The organism is Thermomicrobium roseum DSM 5159 (assembly GCF_000021685.1).
Taxonomy (GTDB): domain Bacteria; phylum Chloroflexota; class Chloroflexia; order Thermomicrobiales; family Thermomicrobiaceae; genus Thermomicrobium; species Thermomicrobium roseum.
In genome coordinates this window covers 1,816,073-1,838,332 of record NC_011959.1, presented here as the reverse complement: position 1 = coordinate 1,838,332, position 22,260 = coordinate 1,816,073, and the positions used below count along the sequence as shown (strand labels likewise).

At 64.1% G+C, this 22,260-nt stretch carries 16 protein-coding genes; 12 read left to right on the top strand and 4 right to left on the bottom strand.

Annotation, left to right across the window (positions count from 1 at the left end; all coding sequences use genetic code 11):
• Window positions 1-73 precede the first annotated feature (73 nt).
• From phoU to TRD_RS08520, 3 genes are all read left to right on the top strand, one after another.
• Window positions 74-790: a phosphate signaling complex protein PhoU gene (gene phoU, locus TRD_RS08530; RefSeq protein ID WP_015922769.1), complete on the top strand. Its 717-nt coding sequence runs from the start codon at window positions 74-76 to the stop codon at window positions 788-790.
• 15 nt (window positions 791-805) lie between these two features.
• Entirely contained in the window at window positions 806-1,081 is a 276-nt protein-coding gene (locus tag TRD_RS08525; RefSeq protein WP_015922768.1) for a YciI family protein, read from the top strand.
• Window positions 1,082-1,168: 87 nt separating this feature from the next.
• Entirely contained in the window at window positions 1,169-2,674 is a 1,506-nt protein-coding gene (locus TRD_RS08520; protein WP_015922767.1) for an aldehyde dehydrogenase family protein, read from the top strand.
• Window positions 2,675-2,688: 14 nt separating this feature from the next.
• Here TRD_RS08520 and TRD_RS08515 read toward each other — a convergent pair whose 3' ends face one another.
• Together TRD_RS08515 and TRD_RS08510 are read right to left on the bottom strand one after the other, a co-directional pair.
• Window positions 2,689-4,686 carry a glycoside hydrolase family 15 protein gene (locus TRD_RS08515; protein ID WP_015922766.1) on the bottom strand — a complete coding sequence of 666 codons (1,998 nt, stop codon included), beginning with the start codon at window positions 4,684-4,686 and terminating at the stop codon, window positions 2,689-2,691.
• A 16-nt stretch (window positions 4,687-4,702) separates the two neighbouring features.
• Window positions 4,703-5,530, bottom strand: coding sequence for a DUF2085 domain-containing protein (locus tag TRD_RS08510; RefSeq protein ID WP_052294089.1), 828 nt, complete (start codon window positions 5,528-5,530; stop codon window positions 4,703-4,705).
• 157 nt (window positions 5,531-5,687) lie between these two features.
• Between TRD_RS08510 and TRD_RS08505 the strand changes: the two genes are divergently transcribed.
• Window positions 5,688-7,796: an N-acetylmuramoyl-L-alanine amidase gene (locus tag TRD_RS08505; RefSeq protein ID WP_015922764.1), complete on the top strand. Its 2,109-nt coding sequence runs from the start codon at window positions 5,688-5,690 to the stop codon at window positions 7,794-7,796.
• A gap of 6 nt (window positions 7,797-7,802) precedes the next feature.
• Here the strand turns inward: TRD_RS08505 and TRD_RS08500 are convergent, their stop codons facing one another.
• Both TRD_RS08500 and radC read right to left on the bottom strand, forming a co-directional pair.
• Entirely contained in the window at window positions 7,803-8,231 is a 429-nt protein-coding gene (locus TRD_RS08500) for a hypothetical protein (protein WP_041436073.1), read from the bottom strand.
• A gap of 87 nt (window positions 8,232-8,318) precedes the next feature.
• On the bottom strand, window positions 8,319-9,029 hold the full coding sequence (gene radC, locus TRD_RS08495) for a RadC family protein (protein WP_041436070.1): 711 nt from the start codon (window positions 9,027-9,029) through the stop codon (window positions 8,319-8,321).
• A 258-nt stretch (window positions 9,030-9,287) separates the two neighbouring features.
• On the opposite strand from radC, the gene ftsY reads away from it, so the two are divergent.
• The 8 genes from ftsY to TRD_RS08455 all read left to right on the top strand — a co-directional run bounded on the left by ftsY (window position 9,288) and on the right by TRD_RS08455 (window position 22,235).
• A complete protein-coding gene (ftsY, locus tag TRD_RS08490; protein ID WP_015922761.1) occupies window positions 9,288-10,250 on the top strand; it encodes a signal recognition particle-docking protein FtsY in 963 nt (320 codons plus the stop codon).
• A gap of 2 nt (window positions 10,251-10,252) precedes the next feature.
• Entirely contained in the window at window positions 10,253-11,719 is a 1,467-nt protein-coding gene (gene ffh / locus TRD_RS08485) for a signal recognition particle protein (protein ID WP_015922760.1), read from the top strand.
• A 24-nt stretch (window positions 11,720-11,743) separates the two neighbouring features.
• Window positions 11,744-12,811, top strand: coding sequence for a sensor histidine kinase (locus TRD_RS08480; RefSeq protein WP_015922759.1), 1,068 nt, complete (start codon window positions 11,744-11,746; stop codon window positions 12,809-12,811).
• On the top strand, window positions 12,808-13,473 hold the full coding sequence (locus tag TRD_RS08475; RefSeq protein ID WP_015922758.1) for a response regulator: 666 nt from the start codon (window positions 12,808-12,810) through the stop codon (window positions 13,471-13,473). The genes TRD_RS08480 and TRD_RS08475 overlap by 4 nt, the downstream gene beginning before the upstream one ends.
• A gap of 376 nt (window positions 13,474-13,849) precedes the next feature.
• A complete protein-coding gene (locus tag TRD_RS08470; protein ID WP_015922757.1) occupies window positions 13,850-17,218 on the top strand; it encodes a vitamin B12-dependent ribonucleotide reductase in 3,369 nt (1,122 codons plus the stop codon).
• A 257-nt stretch (window positions 17,219-17,475) separates the two neighbouring features.
• Window positions 17,476-20,658 carry a diguanylate cyclase gene (locus TRD_RS13735; RefSeq protein ID WP_169302294.1) on the top strand — a complete coding sequence of 1,061 codons (3,183 nt, stop codon included), beginning with the start codon at window positions 17,476-17,478 and terminating at the stop codon, window positions 20,656-20,658.
• Window positions 20,659-20,683: 25 nt separating this feature from the next.
• Window positions 20,684-21,175, top strand: coding sequence for a redoxin domain-containing protein (locus tag TRD_RS08460; protein WP_169302293.1), 492 nt, complete (start codon window positions 20,684-20,686; stop codon window positions 21,173-21,175).
• Between the two features lie 64 nt (window positions 21,176-21,239).
• A complete protein-coding gene (locus TRD_RS08455; RefSeq protein WP_015922753.1) occupies window positions 21,240-22,235 on the top strand; it encodes a hypothetical protein in 996 nt (331 codons plus the stop codon).
• Window positions 22,236-22,260: the final 25 nt, after the last annotated feature.

Sequence of the window (22,260 nt, the reverse complement as noted above, 5' to 3'; positions counted from 1 at the left end):
CAGTACCCCGCACGATCGCCGCTTCGCGCCGGTCTGGAGAGGTACGAACCCGAACGAGGAAAGGGAAAACGACATGGCAACGCGTGCTCGCCTGGAATTCGAGCGTGACCTCCAGTTGCTCCGCCAGGACCTCTTGAATCTGGGTAGCATGGTGGAAAAGGCAGTCGAACGCGCGGTCGAGGCGCTCAAGCGCTATGACACGAAGTTGGCGCAGGAAGTGATCGAGCACGACCGCGCGATCGACGAACGGAGCTACGCGCTGGAGGAGCGTGCATTGCTGCTCATCGCGACCCAGCAACCGATGGCTTCCGATCTCCGGATCATCGCCGCGACCCTCTTCATCATCGGGGAACTGGAGCGCATCGGTGACTACGCAGAAGGGCTGGCCAAGATCGCTATCCGACTGAGTGCCTGGCCACCCCTCAAGCCCTTGATCGATATCCCACGGATGGCCGAGATCGCGATCGACATGCTGCGCCAAGCGCTCGATGCGTTCATCGAAATGGATCTCGAGCGCTGCCGCACCATCTGGCGCCGGGACGACGAGGTCGATGGACTTTACGATCAAGTCTACCGAGAACTCTTGACCTACATGATGAGCGACCCCCGCACGATCGAGCGGGCCACTCTGTTGCTTTGGGCAGCACACAATCTCGAGCGGATCGCTGATCGCGTGACCAATATCTGCGAGCGCATCGCCTTCGTCATCACCGGCGACCCCCGCGCGCTCGTCAGCCCGGGCGAACCGGATTATCCTGGAGAACGGGAGGCCGAGCACGACGTGGAGTGACGAGAGGAGCGAGGAATGCTCTGGGCGGCAGTGATCCGCTACGGGAACCCGGACAAGATCAAGGAAGTGCGTCCGGTTCACCGCCAGTACCTCAGCGCACTACGCGAGCGAGGCAAACTGTGGGCCTCGGGGCCGTTCGTCGATGACAGCGGCGCGCTCATCATCTATCAAGCCGAGAGCGAGGAGGAAGCCCGCCAGCTCATCGAGGGAGACCCCTTCTTCGCTGCCGGCGTCTTTCAGGATATCCAGCTCAAACCGTGGAATATCGTCTTCACACCGCCAGCCTCATGACCGAACACGCTGGCCGTGCTACGATCGTGCTGCCGCAAGGGCAGCAGCGGCATGCGTTCACTCGGTTCCTGCCCGGGGAGGCGAAGAATGACGACCGAAACCGGAATTCGCACCTACGGTCTGCTCATCGACGGCCAGTTCGTCCCCGCCGCGAGCGGTGAGACGTTCCCGACCTACAATCCGGCGACGAACGAGGTCATCGGCTACGTCGCCAGGGCGAGTCGGGAGGATGTCGACCGTGCGGTCCGCGCAGCCCGTCGTGCCTTCGACGAAGGCCCTTGGGGGCGTATGACGCCCAACGAGCGGGCCCGCCGCTTGCGCCGTGTCGCCGAGATCCTCCGTGAGCGCGTCGACGAACTCGCGCGTCTGGAGACGCTGAACTGCGGGAAGATCATCGTCGAGTCGCGGATGGACATCTTGTCTGCCGCCAACTGCTTCGACTATTACGCCAACCTGACAGGTCAGATCTGGGGCGAGACGATCCCGATGAACGGACCGCTCCTCGACTACACGGTTCGCGAACCGTACGGGGTGTGCGGACAGATCATTCCCTGGAACTTCCCCATCCTCATGGCCGCATGGAAACTGGCACCGGCACTCGCGGCCGGAAATACGGTCGTTCTCAAGCCTGCCAGCTATACCCCGATCACCGCGCTCATCCTGGGGCAGATCTGCCTCGAAGCCGGTATCCCTGAAGGCGTTGTCAACGTCGTGACGGGGCCGGGCAGCGAGGTCGGTGCCGCGATCTGCGAGCACCCGCTGGTCGACAAGATCGCCTTCACCGGCGAGACGGAGACCGGTCGCGAGATCTTGCGCCTGAGTGCGGGGACGATCAAGAAGGTTTCCCTCGAACTCGGTGGCAAGTCGCCGAACATCGTCTTCCCGGACGCCGACCTCGAAGAGGCGGTCAACGGCTCGCTGTTCGCTATCTTCACCAATGCGGGTCAGCGCTGCACGGCACGTACGCGTCTCCTGCTGCACGAGTCGATCCATGATCAGTTCATGGATCTCTTTCTGCGCAAGGCATCCGCTCTGCGGATCGGTGACCCGTTGGATGAGCGCACCCAGCTCGGTCCGTTGGTCTCGCGCCGACAGTGCGAGCGCGTCCTGAGCTATGTCGAGCGCGCCAAGGCGGAAGGGGCTGCGCTCCGCTTGGGTGGGAAGCGGCCGGACGACCCGGTGCTCCAGCGCGGGAACTTCGTCGAGCCGACGATTTTCGACGAGGTGCAGCCCCAGATGACGATCGCCCGCGAGGAAGTCTTCGGTCCGGTGCTCGCCGTCATTCCGTTCCGCACCGAGGACGAGGCGGTCGAGATCGCCAATGCGACGATCTACGGGCTCGCTGCCACGATCTGGACGAACGACATCAAGCGGGCACATCGCTTGGCGGCGCGGATCAAGGCCGGCAACATCAGCATCAACTATCCCGTCGTCAATCCACCGGAGGCCCCCTTCGGCGGCTTCAAGCAGAGCGGTATCGGGCGGGAACTGTCGCGGCACGCGCTCGACCTCTACACGCAGGTCAAGAATGTCGTCGTGGGGTTGAGCGAACAACGCTTCGACTGGTACGGAAACTGGCCACCTGGACGGTGACACCGGCCCTTCGATCAGGGAGCGAGGAAAGAAGGCCAGCCCGCCGCCGCGAGCTGGCCTTCGCGTTCGAGATAGCGCAGCACGGTCGCGATGAAGGTTCCATGACTCCAGCTCAAGGGGCTGACGGAGAGCGGCTCGCCCGTCTCCGGATGCACCTGCTCGGCCAGCACGCCACTCGGTAGCGCGTGGGCTGCGACCCATTCGAGCAACTCCTGGGCACGAGCGAGTTCCGCGGGAGAAGTCGCCCGCGCGATGTGCCAATCTGCGAGCCACAGCGTGCAGATGAACCAGGGATTGCCAGGAATGCGCTCGATATCGCGACTCATCTGGTAATAGTAGTCGTCCTCGTAGCGGGCGATGCCTCCGACCGGAGTCTTCACCCACAGTCGTTCCTCGACTGCCTGCATCGTGGCGACGACGCGTGGATCGCGCGCCGGGAACAACCCGAACAGGAACAGCCCCGCCAGGCTGGCATCGATCGTCGGGTCAGGTTCGACGTTCCCCTGCGCATCGACCGTGAGCATGCGGGCGAAGCGCCCGAGTTCCGTTCGGAAGAGGTAGCGGCTCGCCGCAGCGCGGATACCATCGGCAGCACGATCCCACCCCTCCGCGAACTGGTCGTCACCGAAGATTCGCGCCAAGCGTGCCGCAGCACGCAACCCGGCCACGACAGCCGCCACGGTGAACGTGTGGATACCGCGTCGCTCTTCCCAGAGGTCGTACGAGGGCGCGGGCAATCCGGTGACCGGATCACGATAGGAAGCCAGGAAACGCCCGCACGGGACGACCACCGAGCTGTACAAGCCGCGGAGAAGTTCCAGGTCGCGGGTCTTGCGATAGTAATCCCAGAGGGTCATCAGTACGAGAGCAGTACTGTCCTCCTGGATCGGGAACTGGAGGTCACCCGTCGGACCTGCCCAGGGATGCCAGCTCGACCCAGCGGAGCCGTCCGGGTTGTACTTGTGCAAGAAAAATCCGTAGTGGGTGACCAGGTCACCGATGAAAGTGAAGAAGCGCCGCGCCAGTTCCGGATAGCCGGCATCCAACAACGCGCTGGCGATGAGCGCGCCATCGCGCGGCCAGACGTAACTGTACGTATCGCGACCGAATTGCAGAATATCGGAGTCATTCGCCGCGAGGATCGCTCCACCCTCGTCGATCTGCGTCCGCAGGATCAACAAGCTTTGCCGGTAGAGGCGCTGCAGCGTCGGCGAGAGAGAGACCAAACCCGGAGGATCGGGCTCGATCCAGCTCTGCCAATAGCGCCGGACGCGGGTCAGCAACGCTTCTGGGCCCAGCTGGAGCACTGTCTGGTGCAGCCGGTAGACATCGGCGAAGCGGAGCCCGGCTGCCATCCAGAACGTAGCTTTCCCCTCACCCCCAGCCGGAAGCACGAGTTCCAGTCCCCCGATCGAGTCGACCGACCCCTGCGCGATCGGATTCCCGCTCAACACCCCGTCCTCGGCATCGCGCCAGGTCCCCTCATGCCCACGGAACGCCTTGTTCCCACAGGCGAAGCAGTGGTAACCGGGTCGATCGCCGGCCCAACCGGAAAACCAGAAGTAGCGTTTTCCCTTGTAGTGCACGAGTGCTCGCGCCGTGGGCTCGTAGTACACCGTCTCACCATCGGCGTAGCCCCACAGGTACCCATCGAAATGGAGAAACAGGCGTACAGTCCGCGGGATCGGCCGCTCGTTCCGGACCGTTACCCGTCGTATCCAGAGATCGTGCTCGAGGGCCACGGCATCATGACAGACGAGTGTCAGCCCGAGCCGCGGGTGGTGCAAGCGAACGTCCGTCACCAGCGTGCGTTCTTCGTAGCGGAGGTCGCGCTCCCACCCTTCGTCGGAGAACCACGCGAATTCACCATCGCACCAGATGCCGAAGCGGTTGAGGCGCCCCTGCGCATGGTTCTCCTGCCCCACCCGCGGGAAGTAGACATCGCGCAGGGTATACGTCCGGTCGAACGCGAGAAGCAACCGTCCGTTGCCGATCGGGAGATCGCGCGGCATCGCTGCACCCTTTTCGTCAAGTCAGCGAGGAGAGACCGAGCATCCGCTCGAGTCCATAGCGGGCGACACTCGTCACCACCATGAACGCGAGCGCGATCGTCAGTGCGGCAAGGGCAGGACGGCGAAGCTCTTGCCAGGTCGTTGCGCATTCGATCCGGCCGATCAGAGCCAGGACCACCGGCCAGGCGAGCAGTGCCAACGTGAGGAGCGCCGCCAGGACTAGCCCCACCGCCACCAACGGAAACCAGAAGACCGGCCCCCGCCAGGCAAACCAGCCGAAAAAGGCCAGCGCTGCGGCGAGCGGGATACCATCGCGCTTCAACTCGAACACGGTGCCCGAGTCGCAGAGATCGGAGCGCCAAGTCGTCGACTGGAAGACCCACCAGAGCATGCTGCCGAGCGCGACGCCGGTCCAGGCACCGGTGGCATAGCGCAGCAGGTTGTGCGGCGAATAGAGCGACCGCAGGCCGAGGTCGAGCGCCAGCGAGTTCAGGCCATCGACTGCAAGCATCACGACCCCGGTGGCGAGAAACCCGATCGCGAGCGGAGACGGGGGTGCGGCTGACCGGCGAGCCGCTCGCCGGGCGAGCCAGGCGACCGTCGCTGCAGCACCTGCGTAGATACCGGTCATCCGAGCATCAAAGGGCAACCGGTACGGGCCGAACCAGAAGGAATGGCTCGGCCGTTGGGCACACAACCCGTGCAAGGCCGCACGGGTCGCCAGTTCGAGCTGGCTCGGCGCAACGGACCACAGCAATGCGACTGCCGCCAGGACAGCGAGCGGCGGCAATAACGAGGCCCACTCGACGATCGTCCGCCGTTTGCTGTGCTCGAGACGCTCCATCACGCGCTCGCTTTCTGCAGCGCTCCAGCATATCATGCTGCACGCTCCCCGCCGACGAGGACCGATGGGACTGTTCGGACAGGTTGATCGTACACTCGCTGTGGCGTACGATTGCCCCCGTGCCGGCCGGTGAGGCAGGCCACCCGAGGGGGACGCGATGCGGGGGAGCCGACTGACGCGGCGGATGCTCCTGCGCGTGGCTGGCGGGGTCATCGCAGCGACGGTCATGGAGTTGGGGAGCAGCCAGGCGCGTGGCGGGGTGATCCGGAGGACCAGTTGGTTCGTCGAGGGTCCGTTTCCCACAGCTGGCCAGATCCTGACGCCGGTCTATCCATTGCCGTTTTCCTTCCGCAGCGTCGAGGTGAGCTGGCAGGCCTCGGTTCCCCGAGGTGCGCTGTTGCAGCTCTCGGTCCGCCTGCGCAGCGACGGCGAAAGCTGGAGCGACTGGATCCCGCTCGCCGCTGATCCGCACACGCCACCAGCCCAGGACGATGGCTGGACCTATGCCCCACCGATCCTGGCCAGCGGACGAGCCGTCCAGCTCGGGATCGTCTGCGAGCCGGGCATCGGAGGAGCGGGGCCACGAGTCGAAGCGATCCGCGTGACCGCGGTCGAAGTCTCTTTGAGCGACATGCAGTGGTTCGCGAGCAGCGACCTCATCGATGGCTGGATCGTTCCTCGAGCCGGCTGGGGAGCTGATGAATCGTTGCGTTTCGATGAAAACGGGAAGGAAATCTGGCCACCACGCTACGCGCCGATCCAGAAAGTCATTGTCCACCATACCGTGACGCGCAACGATCCACCTGATCCGGCCGCGACGATCCGGGCCATTTACGCCTATCACGCTGTCACGCTCGGGTGGGGCGATATCGGCTACAACTTCGTCGTCGACTGGCAAGGACGCGTCTACGAAGGACGATACGGTGGTCCCAACGTCGTCGGCGCCCACACCGCCGGGTACAACACGGGGACGCTCGGGATCGCTGTGCTGGGGGACTTCACGGCGACCGATCCCCCGCGGGTCGTCCTCGACGCGCTGGCGCGTCTCGTCCGGACACGTGCAGGCCAACTCGACCCAGGCGGCATCGGGCCATTCCGCGACCTCGTGGACGTTCCCAACATCGGTGGGCACCGCGACTACAACATCACCGAATGCCCGGGTGACCGGCTTTATGCACAGTTGCCGCTCCTCCGCGGCATGCTCAAAGGAACTGGCCCGATCGTCTTCCCCTCCAAGCCGCGGCGCTTGGAACCGAGGGCCCAACTGGTCAGCGTGACCTTCACGCCAGCGAGCGAGTTGTACGCCGGCACACTCGTCCGGGTCGACGCGGTCGTTCGCAATGTCGGGCCGATCGAGCTGCCCACCCAAGGACCGCCTCCAGGATTCATCTACGATGAAGGCCAAACATTCGACAGTGTCGGCTTTCCGAAGGAGGAAGGAGCCTTTCGCGTCGGGGTCGATTTCGAAGGCAACACCGGCGTGCCCAACCCGTTCCGGTGGGGACTCCCTGCGCCGCTCCCACCCGGACAGGAAGCGACCGTGACCGGTTTCATCCGCTTACGGTCCGTGCGCAGCTGGCGCCTGACGGCCAGCTTGGTGCGCGAGTACGTGCGCTACGAGCAACAAGGCGTCTTCCCGAAAGACCTTACCACCCTGCCGCCACCGACTGCTCCGGTTCCACCGAGCAGCGATCCGAACATGATCTATTTCGAGGTCACCCAGCACAATGTCCCGCGCGTTTTCTACGACTACTGGCGAGCGAACGGGGGACTCGAGCGCTTCGGCTATCCACTGACCGAGCCATTCGTGGAGGTCTCCGCAACAGATGGGCAACAGTATCTCGTGCAGTACTTCGAGCGAGCGCGCTTCGAGCACCACCCCGAGTTGGCCGGGACACCGTTCGAGGTTTTGCTGGGGCTGCTCGGTGTCGAGCGGACACGCGGGCGCGAGAACGAGCCAGCGTTTCGGCCGGTGGAGCGGCCAGCCGATCCGCAGATCGATTACTTCGTCGAGACACGCCACACGTTACGGCCACCCTTCCAGGCATACTGGTGGAGCCGCGGGGGCCCTGCCGTCTTCGGTTACCCGATCAGCGAACCGTTCGAAGAAGTGAGCAAAACGGACGGGCAACGCTACCTCGTCCAGTACTTCGAGCGGAATCGCATGGAGTACCATCCCGAGCTGGCCGGAACTCGCTTCGAGATCCTGCTCGGCCATCTCGGCCGCGAGGCACTGATCGACCGCGGTTGGCTTCCCGGCGCGTGAGCTCGGTCAAATCCCCAGGCCAGCGAGCTGTTGCCGGAAGAGGGAGCGCGTCACATCGCTCAGGACGGGAAACGCGACCTGGCTCGCCGTCACGACCCGATAGGCGACGTAGAGCCCGAGTCCGAGGGGGAGCAAGAAACCGATCCACAGCACGCAGCCGAGTGGCGGCACGATCGCGGTCAGCGCAAACGTGAGGCACGAGTAGAGCAGGAGGAAGACGATGCTCGCTCCACCGAAGACGAGACCCTGCAGGGCATGGACGTAGGCGAAGGAACTCCGCCGGAGATCGGTGAGGAGGACGATCAGCGGCACCACGATCCAAAAGACATAGCCGAGCGCCGCGACGAGTCGATCGTTTTCCGTACTGGGTCGGAGTCGATCGAACCCCAGAGCTTCAGCCGCGTCATCGGGTCGGTCCAAAGGGGGCCTCTCCATGGGAAACTCCTCTCGTCAGCCAATCGTCCGTCCCATGCGCAGTCATAGCCCCCTAGCCACCTCCCTCGGCGCGCGCTCGCGCACCAGTCACGTTGCGGCGAACCCGAGCCCGAGCCGCCGCAGCGAGCAAAAGCGCCCATGCCCGATCACGAGATGATCGACCACTTCGATCCCGAGCAGGGTTCCCGCCTCGACCGCACTCTCGGTCAGCTCGATATCCTGACGAGACGGTGTCGGGTCACCGGACGGATGGTTGTGGAGCAAGACGAGTGCCGGAGTGTTGGCACGGATAGCCTCCCGGAACAACTCGGCGATCCGCACTTGGGCACCGTTCACGTGCCCCTGTGCGACCGTCACCGTGCGCACCACGCGGTTCCGGGTATCGAGCAGCACGACCCGGAGTTGTTCCTGCTCCAGGGTCGCCATTTCCGCCCCAGCGATCGCGTACACGTCTTCCGGTGTGCGGATTACCGGACGTTCTTCCGGTTGGGCCAGCGCGAGCCGCCGCCCGAGTTCGAGTGCCGCCTTGAGCTTGGCAGCCTTCGCCTCGCCGAGTCCGTGAAAACGCCGCAGACTGGCGAGATCAGCTCTGGCCAAACCGACGAGCCCACCGAACTCGACGAGCAAGCGCTGCGCCAGGTCGAGCACCGACTCGCCACGTGTCCCCGTGTTCAGGATGATGGCCAGGAGCTCAGCATTGGTCAGCACTTCTGGCCCATACTGCTGGATCCGCTCGCGCGGGCGCTCGCTCGCTGGCAACTCTTTGATCGAGTGATAGGTCGCACGATTTTCGCTCATCGTTCCCCAGTTCGCGCAGGAAGAGTCCGATGCGACCGACGCAGCCAGTGTGCCGCTCGACGAGACGTTCGTCAAGGGTCAGGCATTCCTCGGCGCGCCACCGTCTCGCCAGAGAGCACTCCCCGCCCGACAGCGCGACCGGACCGCTCCAGCCAACGAAAGAGCCAGCGCGGCACGACTGCTATACTTAGCGATGGCGCCGCGGCAGTCGCTGCGGCGCCACACTCCAGGGAAGTATCCCGGAACGAGGAGACGAGCGTGATCTTCAGTCGTTTTTTCCGCCGGCGGACCCCGCCCAGCCCACAACTGGAATCGGGCTTGAAGCGTAGCCGGCAGGGAATCTTTCGCCAGATCGTTCAGCTTTTCGAGCGGTCGCAAATCGACCGCGAGCTCTTCGATGACTTGGAAGCGTTGCTCATTCAGGCCGACCTGGGTGTGGCGACCACCGAAGCCTTGCTGGAACGACTCCAGGAGCGCGTGCGACGTGGCGAGGTCCGCGACCCGGTCGAGGCACGCGAGGCGCTGCGTGAGGAGATGGTCGCTCTGCTCGAGGCAGCGATGCGCAACCGCCGGGTCAAGATCTACCAGCGCGGGGTTCCGTTCGTCTCTCTGGTCGTCGGCGTCAATGGGACCGGAAAGACAACGACGATCGCCAAGTTGGCCCGGTATCACCTGGATCAGGGGCGGACGGTCCTGCTCGTCGCGGCCGATACCTTCCGCGCAGCCGCGATCGATCAACTCAAGGCGTGGGGCGAACGGCTCGGTGTGCCGGTCATCGCACACGCACCCGGCGCGGATCCAGGTGCCGTCGTGTTCGATGGCATGCAGGCAGCTCACAATCGGGGCATCGATGTCTTGCTGATCGATACTGCTGGCCGACTGCACACGAAGTCGAATCTGATGGCGGAACTGGCCAAGATCCGACGCGTCATCCAGCGACATGTGCCGGACGCCCCGCATGAGGTGCTGCTCGTCATCGACGCGACGACTGGGCAAAATGGCCTCAACCAGGCCCGGGTCTTCACGGAAGCAGCTGGCGTGACGGACATCGCGCTGACCAAGCTGGATGGGACGGCCAAAGGCGGGATCGCCTTCGCCATCGCGCGCGAACTCGGCATCCCGATCGCCTACGTAGGGACTGGTGAGAAGCCAACGGACTTTGCCGAATTCGATCCGGAAGCCTACGTCGACGCCCTGTTCTTCGGGGACGAGGAGGACTGACCATGTTCGAGGCGCTGACGGACCGCTTGACCCAGGTCTTCCAACGCATCGGTCGCAAGGGGCGCCTCACCGAAGAGGACGTCGACGAGGCACTACGTGAAGTCCGACGTGCTCTTTTGGAAGCCGACGTCCATTACACGGTCGTGCGTGACTTCATCGCCGCGGTCCGCGAGCGCGCGATCGGCGAAGAGGTGCTGCGCTCCTTGACGCCAGCGCAGCAAGTGATCGCCATCGTCCACCAGGAGCTCGTGCGCGTGCTCGGCAGCGAGCGGGTTCCACTCCTGTGGGCGAGCCAGCCGCCGACGATCATCATGCTGGTCGGCCTGCAGGGTTCGGGCAAAACAACGCAAGTCGCGAAGCTCGGCTATCACCTGCGCAAGGAGGGACGCCGACCACTGCTCGTAGCGGCCGATATTTACCGGCCGGCTGCGGTCGAGCAGTTGCGGACGCTGGGCAAGCAGCACGATCTTCCCGTCTACGACGAAGGGACCAAGGTTGATCCAGTCGAGACCGTCAAGCATGCGGTCAAGGTCGCCCGCGACCAGGGCTATAACCCGGTTATCATCGATACAGCTGGTCGGTTGCAGATCGACGAGCCGATGATGCAGGAACTCGAGCGGATGGCCGAAGCAGTCCGCCCGACCGAGATCCTGCTCGTCGCCGACGCCATGACCGGGCAAGAGGCAGTCAATGTCGCCAAAGAGTTTCACCGGCGTCTTTCGCTGACCGGCCTCATCCTGACCAAGCTGGACGGCGACGCGCGCGGTGGAGCTGCGCTCTCTATTCGAGCCGTGGTCGGGGTTCCCATCAAATTCATCGGAACCGGTGAGCGGGTCGATGCGCTCGAACCCTTTTATCCTGATCGGCTGGCGACCCGCATCCTGGGGATGGGCGATGTCCTCTCGCTGATCGAAAAAGCGCAGCAGCAGATCAGCCAGGAAGAGGGGAAGAAACTCCAAGAAAAACTGCTCGCGGGCACCTTCGATCTGGAAGACTTCCTGCGGCAGTTGCAACAGGTCAAGAAGATGGGTCCGCTCACCCAGCTCCTGGAGATGATCCCCGGTATGGGGCAGCTGCTGCGCCAGCAGCAGGTGCAGATCAGCGACGACGAGTACAAGCGGATCGAGGCGATCATCCTTTCGATGACCCCCGAGGAGCGGCGCAACCCGGACATCATCAACTACAGTCGGCGCCGACGCATCGCGCAGGGGAGCGGCACGACGATCGCTGAGGTCTCGCAGCTGTTGACGCAGTTCAAGCAGATGCAGCGCATGATGGCCGAACTCGGACAGCTGGCTGCTGGACGCAGCCGAGGCCCGCTGCGCGGTCTGCTCGGAGCCGGCAACGCATTCCCGAGCTTGCCGGGGCTGGACGGTTTCCCAGGGATCGGCACTGCCCCAGCTCGACCGCAGCCAGCAGCCCACCACGGTCGACACCAGAGCAAGAAGAAAAAGAAGAAGCGCCGCTGAGCGGCACGAGGACCACCACTGACCATGACAACACGAATTGCGACGATCACTGGCTATCTCGTTCGGTCGCTCGCTCATCTTCCCATCTTTTACAAGGTCTTGATCGCCAATTCTCTGATCGTGGTCACCGGGGCCGTCGCCGGAACCACGCTCACGCTGTTGAGTACGGGAAGCACTGAGCACCTTTTCGAACTCGTCGCACTCTTCACGATCGCGGGAACCTTCCTCTCGGTTCTCATCAACTGGATCGTTCTGCGCGCGGCCTTTCGCCCCATCGATGTCCTGGAGCAGACAGCCGACGAGGTGCGACGCGGCAACTTCCACGTCCGGGCACCATCCGTTCCGCTCAGTGACCCCGATCTGGAGAACTTGACCGCGACGTTCAACGCGATGCTGGATACGCTGGTCGGCTACCAGCAACGGCTGCGGGAACTCTCCCAGCGCGTCCTGACCGCCCAGGAAGAGGAGCGCCAGCGGATCGCCCGCGAGCTGCACGATGATCCGGCACAGAGCCTGACCGCACTGCTGGTTCTGCTCAAGATGCTGCACGATCGGCAACAGCCGACCGATGGGCGAACCCTCCAGGAACTGATCGACCTGACGACAGCGACCCTCGAGTCGATCCGCGCCATCGCCCAGGAACTGCGCCCTCCCGTACTGGACGACTTTGGTCTCGCGGCAGCACTGGAAGGCTTGGCAGCGCAGTACTGGCAACGTTTCGGTCTCCCGGTTCATGTCTATGTCCGCGGGCAACGGCAGCGATTGTCACCGGAGATCGAGCTCGCACTCTATCGGATCGCGCAAGAGGCATTGACCAATGTGGCCAAGCACGCGGACGCGACGTACGCAACGATCGACCTGCAGTTCCGGGAGGGCACTGTTTCGTTGCGGATCGAGGACGACGGCCGGGGCTTCGAACCGCGAGAGGGCCTCGGACGTGGACTCGGACTGTTCGGGATGCGCGAGCGCGCCGAACTGGTTCACGGCACGTTCGCCCTCGAGAGCGAGCCCGGCCACGGAACCCGCATCACGGTCGCGGTGCCACTCGAGTCACGAACCCAGTTCGCGAGCACGACAGGAGTTCGAGCATGACGACGAACAAGATCCGCGTTCTCTTAGCTGATGATCACCCGATCGTGCGCGTCGGTCTGCGCGCTCTTTTGGAGGCGGAGCCGGACATCGCGGTGGTCGGTGAAGCTGGAACGGCCGACGAAGCGGTCGAGTTAGCTCGTACCCTGCAACCCGATGTGGCAGTCTTGGACATCAGCATGCCCGGCAACGGCTTGGAAGCCTTGCGCCGCATCGCCAGTCTCGGCCTCCCCACACGCACCTTGATTCTCACCGTGCACGCTGAGGAACGCTACCTCTTGCCAGTGCTGCAGGCAGGCGGGTCAGGATACGTGCGCAAGTCGAGCTTGCACACCGACCTCGTCGAGGCGATCCGCCTGGTCGCCCGCGGTGAGGTCTTCATCGACCAGGCGGCCGCCCGCACCCTGCTGCAGGGTTACCTGGACCATGCGCGGACCGGCGAGGTACAAGATCCGGCGCAACTCCTCTCTGAGCGGGAACGGGAAGTGCTTCGGCTCACCGCGGCCGGGTACACGGCGCAAGAGATCGCCGATCAACTGTTCCTCTCCCCCAAGACGGTCGAGACCTACCGGCATCGCGTCATGCAGAAGCTGGGCTTTTCGCGCCGCTCCGAACTCGTGCGCTTCGCGCTCCGCATCGGGTTGTTAGACCCTCAAGCCGAGTGAGACAGCCTGGCACAACGCGCGATCCGCGAGCAGAAGCCAGCGTGGATCCTGGCAACACAGCCACGTTCCTCGGCAGCTAGGACGTACCGGGGAGAGCGTCCGGCTCGCCACTATCGATCTGATCGCGTCCGTACGCTGACTCTCTTGCATGCTGCGGCGGACACTGGTACACTACCCACGGGCTGTACGTACAGCAGAGACGACGAAGAGACGAGTCGCACATTTGACCGGAAGACACATCTAGACAGCTCCGGTCGGGGCGACTACACTAGAGCTTGAGTCGAACGAAACCGACAGGTGCCAGATCTAGTAGCATCGCCGGTTTCTCCCCGAACTGGTGCCTGGCCAGAACGCGGAAGGGATTGTGGGGGCAAACATGGCAGCGGAGCACACGAACGGTCAGGAGCAACGCGGTCTGAAGATTCGGCGCTTCTACACCAAGGCCGGGCAGGATCCGTATGAAACGGTCAAATGGACCCGGCGGACCTCGCGCATCACGAATCCGGACGGCACAGTCATCTTCGAGATGACCGATGCCGAGGTCCCCGAACACTGGTCACAGGTGGCGACCGATATCGTCGTCTCCAAGTACTTCCGCAAGGCCGGGGTGCCACAGCTGGACGAGCAGGGTCGACCCATCCTCGACGATCAGGGCAATCCGGTCCTGGGACCGGAGCGCAGTGTCCGGCAAGTCGTGCGCCGGCTGGTCGGCTGCTGGCGCGATTGGGGGGAGCGCTACGGCTACTTCGCCACAGCAGAAGACGCCCAGGCATTCGAGGACGAACTTGCCTACATGCTGCTCCACCAGATCGGCGCACCCAACTCTCCCCAGTGGTTCAACACCGGGCTGTACTGGGCCTACAGGATCGCTGGCCCACCGCAGGGTCACTGGTACGTCGATCCCGAGACGGGAGAACTGCGGCAATCACCGGACGCCTATTCTCATCCCTCCGCCCACGCCTGCTTCATCCAGTCGGTCGAGGACGATCTGGTGAATCCGGGTGGCATCTTCGACCTGGTTCTTCGGGAAGCACGCGTCTTCAAGTACGGTGCCGGTTCCGGGACCAACTTTTCCAAGATCCGCGCAGAAGGGGAACCACTCTCCGGTGGCGGCACTTCGTCCGGCTTGATGAGCTTTCTCAAGGTCTTCGATCGGGCTGCTGGTGCCATCAAGAGCGGTGGTACCACCCGGCGAGCAGCCAAGATGGTCGTCGTCGATATCGACCATCCGGACATCGAAAAGTTCATCCGCTGGAAGGCCGAAGAGGAAAAGAAGGTCGCAGCACTCGTCGCCGCCGGTTACTCGGCCGACTTCAATGGCGAGGCCTATGCCACCGTCTCGGGGCAGAACTCGAACAACTCCGTGCGCGTACCGGACGAGTTCATCCGCGCCGTTCTCGAGGACCGCGACTGGCACTTGCGCTGGCGCACTGATGGCCGGATCGCCAAGACGGTCCGCGCACGCGAACTCTGGCAGATGATCGCTGAGGCAGCCTGGCAGTGCGCTGATCCCGGTATCCAGTACGATACGACGATCAACGACTGGCACACCTGCCCTGCTTCCGGCCGCATCAACGCGTCGAACCCGTGTTCCGAATATATGTTCCTCGACGACACGGCCTGCAATCTCGCCTCGCTCAACCTGCTCAAGTTCTACGATGCGAAATCCGGTCGCTTCGACATCGCGGCCTTCCGACATGCCGTGCGGCTCTGGACGATCGTGCTCGAGATCACGGTCCTCATGGCACAGTATCCGAGCCGCGAGATTGCCTGGAACAGTTACCGCTTCCGCACACTCGGACTGGGTTACGCCAATCTGGGCTCCCTCTTGATGACGATGGGACTGCCTTACGACTCGGACCGTGCACGAGCTGTCGCCGCTGCCATCACCGCCATCATGACCGGCGAGGCCTACGCGACCTCGGCCGAGATGGCGGCGATCCTCGGACCGTTTCCTGCCTTCCCGGAGAACCGGGAGCACATGTTGCGCGTCATCCGCAACCACCGCCGTGCCGCCTACGACGCGCACCCCGAGGAATACGAGGGGTTGCACATCGCACCGCAAGGACTGGATGCCACGCACTGTCCACCCGAACTCGTCGCGGCTGCCCGCGAGGCCTGGGATCGCGCTCTGGAACTCGGGGAACGCTTCGGGTATCGGAACGCTCAAGCGACGCTCCTGGCACCGACCGGGACGATCGGCTTGCTCATGGACTGCGATACGACCGGGATCGAGCCGGACTTCGCGCTCGTCAAGTTCAAGAAGCTCGCCGGGGGTGGCTACTTCAAGATCGTCAACCGCTCGGTCGCGCCTGCGCTGGAGCGCCTTGGCTATACGCCCGAGCAGATTCAGGACATCTTGACCTATGTGCTCGGCACGCTTCGACTCGACGGCGCCCCGCACATCAACCGCGAGACGCTGCGAGCGCGCGGCTTGACCGAGGACGAGTTGCAGCGCATCGAGGCTGCTCTGCCCAGCGTGTTCGAGCTCCGGCATGCCTTCTCCCCGCACGTCATCGGCGAAGCAGCATTGCGCCGTCTCGGCTTCTCGCCCGAGCAGTGGAGCCAGCCGGGCTTCGATCTTCTGGCCGCGCTCGGTTTTACCGCTGAGGAAATCGAGGAAGCCAACGACGTCATCTGTGGACGGCAAACCGTGGAGGGGGCACCGCATCTTGCGCCTGAGCATCTGCCGGTCTTCGATTGCGCGAACAAGTGCGGCAAGCATGGAACGCGCTTCATCCACTATATGGGCCATATCCGGATGATGGCAGCTGTGCAGCCCTTCCTCTCCGGAGCGATCTCCAAGACGATCAACATGCCACACGAGGTCACCGTCGAAGACGTCGCCAACGCCTACTTCGAGGGCTGGCGGCTCGGTCTCAAGGCACTAGCGATCTACCGGGATGGCTCCAAGCTCTCCCAACCGCTCTCGACGCGAAGCAGCGAGAAGGAAAAGAGCGAGCGAGCCAGCACAGCGACCAGGGAGGCTCCGCCGCCCGAGCGACAGGTCGAGGTCATGGTCGTCGAGCGCCCACGCCGGCGCCCCTTGCCGCAGAAGCGACGCGGGTTTACCTACGAGGGTCGTGTCGGCGGGCAAAAGGTCTATCTCCGCACTGGTGAGTACGAGGACGGGACGCTCGGCGAGATCTTTGTGGATGTCGCCAAAGAGGGAGCCGCTTTCCGTAGCCTCATGAACTGCTTTGCGATCGCGATCTCCAAGGGTCTCCAGTATGGTGTCCCGCTCGAGGAGTTCGTGGATACCTTCACCTTCCAGCGCTTCGAACCACAGGGGATCGTCGAGGGTCACCCCAACATCAAGATGGCGACCTCGATCATCGACTACATCTTCCGCGTCCTCGGGTACGAATACCTCGGACGCACCGACCTCGTTCACGTCCCACCAGCCGACCAGTCCGCGGCGAGCCGTGACACAGGTGCTTCTGCTCCCGCGGTGCAGCCGGAAATCGATCGAGAAGCGAACGAGACGAGCGACCAGCCGGCGCCGCGCGCTCCGAGCCCGAAGCCGCGCGTCGACGGCCAGGCCGAACTGGCCGCCGCACTCGCGACGGTTGCCGCGGCCGTCAATGGGACGGTTCGTGCCGGATCCCTGCGTGACGCCTTAGACGAGCAGCTCTCGCAGCTCATGGGTGATGCACCGTTCTGCGATGTGTGCGGCCACCTGACCGTGCGTAATGGCTCGTGCTACAAGTGCTTGAACTGCGGGAACAGCTTGGGCTGCAGCTGAACGATCACTCCTTCGTTCTCTCCAAAGGGCCGCTCTTCGCTCAGGAAGAGCGGCCCTTCCGCATCTGTCGATCCCCGACGAACAGGCTATGGAAATCGGTCGGCTCGGTGCCGTAAGGAAATCTCACTGCAGGTGCGGCGACCACACTCGCCGCGCAGCGGTACGACAGAAATCGACACCGAGCAGTCGCCGAGCTGAAACCAGTGATGTGCTCAATGCGTTCTTCCGTCAGAAGGCGCTGGGCTGGGCGGATGACGATGGGATCGATAGTGTCGATCGACACCCACGAAACACGGGCCGAGGATACGAGCGAGCGAGCTCGGGCGCTCAGGGTGACGCTCGCCGGCGGGCTCGCACTGGCGAGCATTCTCGGAATCGTCGCGTTTTCGCGAGACGCAACACTCAGCGCGCCAGTCGCGCTCGTCGGCGCGTTGCTCGCAGTGATCGGTCACGGCTTCTCGCTCGCCCCCCGAGTGCCCGCCAGGACGCGGCAGCTCGCTCGTCTCCTCGCCGGCAGCAGCACGCTTGCGCTCACCGCCACTGCTGCTCTCGACCTGGCGCAGCGCTCCCCGGATGATTTTGTCCTCGCCGCACTCCCTGCGCTCGGACTCGCCTCGCTCGGCCTGAGCAGTATCGCCTCGCTGTTCGCTCGGCGACCGCGCAGCATCTGCCTCGCCGGCGTGAGCGCGACGCTCGCTGCGAGCGTCTGGCTCACGCTCCTCGTGGCAGAGCTCGTCCCGCTTCGCCTGGTCACCGAAGCACTTTCCACCAGGTCGTCCCTTCTAACGATTCTCCTCCTGGCGTTGGCGAGCCTATTAGCCCACCTCGTTGCGGTACAGAGCGATCACGCGGCCGGACGCTCGCCCCTGCGTTGGGCACCCTGGGCAGCACTCGCGACCGGGTTGCTCGTCACGGCTGTCACGGTTGCGACGCTCCAACGTTGGCAACACGCCGCGCTCGCGGATCAGGCACGGACGGAAGGGTTGGCAGCAGCCAACCAACTCGGCGCACTGCTCGATAACCGCCTGGCACGCCTCCGACCCATCCCTGAGCAACATGCTACCGTCGACGACCGCGATGCCCCTGGGCTCCTCTGGTACGGTCGAACGAATCCGCGCGAGCGCGAGACGCTCTTCGTTGCACCAGGAGTTGCCCACCAAGACGAGGAACTGGCAACCCTGGCACAGCAGTCGCCCGGGCTGGCCGGACCGATCGACGGGGCCGCGCTCTTGCGGATCGTCCTACCGGACGGGCGTCCGGGGCTGCTCGCCGAGTGGTGGACACCCACCGGGCAGATCCGCGCGGTGATCGACCCTGAGCGATTCTTCGCTCCAGTGGTTCGGGCAGCGACCGACCGTGACGTTGCGCTCACCCTCTACCTGAACGGCGACCTGCTTCTTGGCAGCGGACGAGGCGACCCACGGGTCAAGCCGCTCACGGTGCGGGTACCGTCGAATGAGGTGGGATTCGGTGTCCTGCGTCTCCGCACCCAGCTCGGGACAGCACGGGTGCAGCCGCTGCTCAGTCCGCTTCCGCTCGTCGTCGGTGCCGCGGGCTTGCTGGCGACGCTGGCAACAGCACTCGCGCTCGCCGTCGGCTGGCGCACAGCACAAGCCAACCAGCGCCTGCGTGCCTTGAGCGCGGAACTCCGTGACGAGATCGACGAGCGCCGCACGATCGAGCGGCTGCTGGCCGAACGAGAGGCCCGGCTACAGGTGCTCCTTCGGCAGCTGCCCGCCGTCGTGTGGACTGTCGATCGTGATCTCGTCTTCACCTCGAGTGAGGGAGCGGGGTTGGCACATCTCGGTCTCCGGCCAGGCCAGGTCGTCGGGCAAACGCTGTTCGAGTACCTCGGCACCAGCGACCCTGATCATCTCGTGATCCGCGCTCACCGGCTCGCGCTGGCCGGGGAGCCGCAAGAGTACGAGTTCTCCTGGCACGACCGCTGCTTCCGCGTCCGCCTCGAACCATTGCGCGATCCAGATGGTCGGATCACCGGCGTCATCGGAATCGCCTTCGACAGCACCGACGAGGTGCGAACACGCGAGCAACTGGAGCGGCTCGCCACGACCGACGAGCTGACGGGCATCGCGAACCGCGCCTCGCTGTTGGCGCATTTGGATCACGTGGCCCGCGCGGGCGAGCCATTCGCCGCCCTGTTGATCGATCTCGATGGTTTCAAAGCGGTGAACGACACGTTCGGGCATTTGGTCGGAGACGCCCTCTTGCGCGAGGTCGCCCAGCGCCTTCGGCGCAGCGTCCGCCAGGACGACCTAGTGGGACGACTCGGTGGCGATGAGTTCCTCGTCCTCGCCCGCGTGCAGGATACAGAAGGAGCGCGCGAACTGGCCAACCGGATCCTGGTGGCCCTCACCCACCCGTTCCGCATCGACGGGCAGACGATCCATCTCGGTGGCAGTGTAGGCATCGCGTTCTGCGATGGTCGGCCCTGCGATACCACCGAGATACTGCGGGCAGCCGACCTCGCTCTCTACGAGGCCAAGCGACGGGGCAAAGGACGCGTCGTCCTGTTCTCTCCTGAACTCGCAGAGGAAACGACGCAACTCGTCATCCTCAGCGAGGCACTCCGCACCGCTTGCGAAACCGGCTCCATCCGTTTCGCAGCGCAAGCCGTCATCCACCTCCGGACCGGTCGGGTCGCGGGTGTCGAACTCGTTCCCGAATGGAGCGATCCCCAGCACGGGACCTACCGGGGAGAAGAGCTGGCAGCGTTGGCTGAGCGCACCGGCGTCGCTGAGCTCCTCGCTCTCCGCGGCATCCAGGAATGCCTCGACTGGCTGCGCGAGATGCCGAAGCGCTCGCTCGTCGTCCTGCGCTTTCCCCAGCGAGCGCTCCTGGCAGACGAGGTTGTGAAGATCTTGCGCGAGCCCCTGGACGAGCTGGCGCGTGACCAAAAACGGCTCTGGCTCGATCTCCCCACATCGCTGCTGCGCATGCCGCGCGACCGGCAGGCACTCCAGGCAGTCTCGTCAGAAGGAGTCGGCATCCTCGTGCGCGATCCAGTGCTCACGCCGGAAGGGATCGAGCCGGTTTTGTCACTGCCGCGTGCTGGCATCCGGATCCCTCGGGGATTCGTCCGCTCCTTTTTCGTGGATCCGCGAGCAGCGGTCCTGACCCACGCGTTGCTCCGGGTTACCGAGGATCTGTCGCTTCTCAGCCTCGCCGACGACGTCGACGAGTTCGCAGTCTTCGTTGCGCTGGCCCGTTCCGGCTGCACCTACGGGGTAGGACCTCTGTTCGGGGGCGAACTCGCTCGCGGGCGAGCGATCGCAGCCGCACACGACGAGGCGCACTGGAGTACGCTGGCACGCGACGCCGCGACGCCAGCGGAAGCTCACCCCGATGGAGCCACCGAACAAGTGCAAGCGAACTGGCAACCGGCGGCGGAGTCCGAGTATCATCGCCGGAGAGAACAGTGAGTCATTTCCATCGGTGACCGACCCGATGATCGCTGTCGGTGACCGGATCGTCGATTTCACCCTCGAGGATCTGGGTGGGAGGCGCATCGAGACGCGTCGCTTCTACTTGCGCCGCGGTCTCGTGCTCGTTTTCCTGCACGAGTGGCCATGTGCTGATTGCCTCGCCTACCTCCGCCGGATCAGTTCTCTCGCCGATGAGATCGCCCGAGCCCGGAGTCAGCTCCTGGCGATCATCCCGCTCGGCCGGACACTGGCAGTCCACTGGCCCGGTGATGAACCGCCACCCTTTCCGCTCCTCCTGACCGAGGGAGAGGAGCTGCATCGCCGTTTCGGTCTCCTCGACGGAGCGGGACGACCCGTCGCAGCCGTCATCGTGACCGACGACACGGGAACCGTTTGGGAGATCTGGCGAACGGGAGACCAGCACGACCTCCCAGACCAACTCGACTTGCTTGAGACGGTGGAGTACGTCTCCTACCAGTGCCCGGAATGCTGGGACCGCCAGCGCTGGCCGTGAGCACACGCGACAGGGGAGAGTACGGGAGTCGCGCGGATCTGGATGCAGCGGGATGTGGAGTCGCATGGAACCAGGACTTTTTCTGATCCTCGCCCAAACGTGTGGTCCGACGTGCGATCCCTGGTTCGATGCGTTGCTGGCACTCGCCACGACCGGATCACTGTTCCTGGTGACCGTTTTCGGTTTCTGGGTCAGCTTCGAACGCCTGCGAGGATTTCGGCGGATCCGTCGTCTCTCTACCGAGCCGATCGGGACAGTCCTGACAGGCCCATTCGACCGGTTGGTCGAACTACGAGGGCAAGCGAAACGTGCAACGGCAGAACGCATGCTCCTGACCGACACGATGGCTGCTGCCGGTAAGAGGACAATCACGGTCACCTGGGCGAGAAGCGTCTTCTGGAAAGATCGGTTCCGATTCCTACGTCACGAGGAATCCTTCTTGAACCAAATCGTCCTCGACGACGGGACAGGACAGATACTCGTCGACGCATCGGACGCCCACCGGTACTGGTTGTCGAAAGCCGCCAACTGGAAGATCGAAGAGGCGCCGGATTGGGCGCGGCAACGCTATGAGGAACTGAGGCAAAGACACGGCGATACGATCGCAAGTTGGGAAGACTCCGGATTTTCAGCCCGCTCGATCGAAGTCTGGGAAGAATATCTTCCGATCGGCAGCGAACTCTTCGTCGTCGGTCGCTTGCAACCAGCACCGGGGAATGGGAACACCGCAAATGGATCACTCGGACTCGCCACGGTCCGCGCAGAAGTTGCGAGTCTGGGTCGCGAGTCCTCGACGGGCTACGGGTTGCTCCTCGAGGGAATCCTGGCGCTCCTCGCTGCCGCTGGTGCAGCTATAGGCCTCTCTCGCCTCTCGTCTTGGTTCGTCGACGCATGGGCACGTTATCTCGCTGACCAACGGTCCTTGTGGGACCGGGTGTTGGAAGGTGGCATCATGCTCGTCGTCTTGGCCGTGGCGTCATTGCTCTCGCTCGTCATGATCGTCGTGACGGGCGAGATCCTCGGCAAAGCGATCACCCTGCGTGGCCGCAAGAGCGAGTGAGCCGAGCACCTGAGCGAGAAGCGCT